Here is a 1,750-nt window from a genome sequence, read left to right on the forward strand (position 1 = left end):
AGCGCGGGCGCCGATGCCGGCCGCGCGCGCGCGGGTGTAGTCGTCGCTGAGCAGCGCGGCCAGCGGCACCTGCGCGTAGTCTGGGTCGCCATACCAGGCAGTGCGATCGGCGAAGGCCAGCTTGGCCGCCTCGGCCACGTAGTGCACGAATTGCGGCGAGGTCGGCTCCAGTCCGTCCAGGCCCAGGTGCCGCAGCATCGCCAGCTGCTGCAGGTGGACCGGGCCTTGCGACCAGACCCCGCACTTGGCCACGGTGTAGCGTCCATACTGGACAGTGAGAGGCTCGTCGTAGGTGGCGCGCCAATCGGCCAGGTCGGACTTGCGCAGCAAGCCGCGGTTGCGCTGGCCGGTGGTGTCGCGCACCGCCGCATGGGTGTAGTAGTCGTCGATGGCGTCGGCCACGAAGCCGCGGTACCAGGCCTCCAGCGCCGCGTCGATGCGCGCGCGCCGGTCGCTGCTGCTGGCGTGCGCCTCGTCCAGGATGCGTGTGTAGGTGGCGGCGATGGCGGGCGTGCGGAACAGCGCGTCGGGCGCGGGCACGCGGCCGTCCGGCAGCCAGACCTCGCGCGAACTGGTCCATTCGTCGCGGAACAAGGCCTGCACCGCCAGGATGGCCTGAGAGATGCGGGGCACCAGGGGAAAGCCGTTGCGCGCGTAGTCGATGGCGGGGCGCAGCACGTCAGCCAGCTCCCAAGTGCCGTAATCGCGCAGCAGGGTCAACCAGGCCCCGAAGGCGCCGGGCACGGTGGCGGGCAAGAGGCCGATGCCGGGCACCAGGTCCACGCCCAGGCTGCGGAAATAGGCGGGAGTGGCGAGGGCGGGCGCGGGACCTTGGCCGCACAGCGCGCGCATGCGCTGTTCCCGCTCGCTCCAGAACAGGATGGGCACCTCGCCGCCGGGTCCATTCAGATGCGGCTCCACGATCTGCAGCGTGAAGCCGCCGGCAACGGCCGCATCGTAGGCATTGCCGCCGCGTTCCAGCACGCCCATGGCCACTTGCGAGGCCAGCCAGTGGGTGGAGGAAACCACGCCGAAGGTGCCGCGTATTTCGGGGCGGGTGGTGAAGGATGCGCTCATGGGGGCCGGTCCGGGCTGCGGGGAGATGCTCGCAGTATAGGGTTATGAAATAACTGGTTTTTCCTTTGTTGGCATAATTGGATAACCAAATGGTTATAGGAAAAATCATGGCCTGGGATGCCGCCCGTCTCGCCAACCGTCTCAAGCATCGCCACCTGGCGCTGCTGGTCGATATCGCCAGGCACGGTTCGCTCACGCGGGTGGCGGCCGCGGCCGGCATCAGCCAGCCCGCCGTCACCAAGGCGCTCACGGAAATCGAGGACATCTTCGGCGCGCCGCTCTTCGCGCGCACAGGACGCGGCCTGCAGCCCACGCCCTTGGGCGATCTGGCCCTGGTGCGCGCGCGCCACATGCTCAGCGACCTGGACCTGTGGGCGCGCGAGGTCGAAGCCATGCACGCCGGCCGGTCGGCGCATCTGCAGGTGGGCGTGGTGCCCTACGTGTCCAGCGCCTTGCTCACCGCGGCGATCAGCCGCCTGCACCAGGGCCACGGCGTGACGCTCAGCCTGCACCGCGCCACCACCGACCATCTGGTGCCCATGCTGCGTCGGCATGAACTGGATTGCATCATCAGCCGCGCGACCTCGACGGTGGCGCCGGACGACCTGATCCACCGCGTGCTGTACCGCCAGCGGCCGCGCCTGATCGCGCACGGCCGGCTCGCGCAGCGGCT

2 protein-coding genes are annotated in these 1,750 nt (G+C 69.7%); one reads left to right on the forward strand and one right to left on the reverse strand.

Annotation, left to right across the window (positions count from 1 at the left end):
• Window positions 1–1,077 (reverse strand): gamma-glutamyltransferase family protein (locus VIR09_RS27105; protein WP_332015678.1); only part of this gene is annotated, 1,077 nt, incomplete at its 3' end.
• Between the two features lie 107 nt (window positions 1,078–1,184).
• On the opposite strand from VIR09_RS27105, the gene VIR09_RS27110 reads away from it, so the two are divergent.
• Window positions 1,185–1,750, forward strand: a 566-nt coding sequence (locus VIR09_RS27110) for a LysR family transcriptional regulator (protein WP_332015679.1), incomplete at its 3' end; no start/stop codon positions are given.

Source organism: Achromobacter sp., from assembly GCF_036567245.1.
GTDB lineage: Bacteria > Pseudomonadota > Gammaproteobacteria > Burkholderiales > Burkholderiaceae_B > Achromobacter.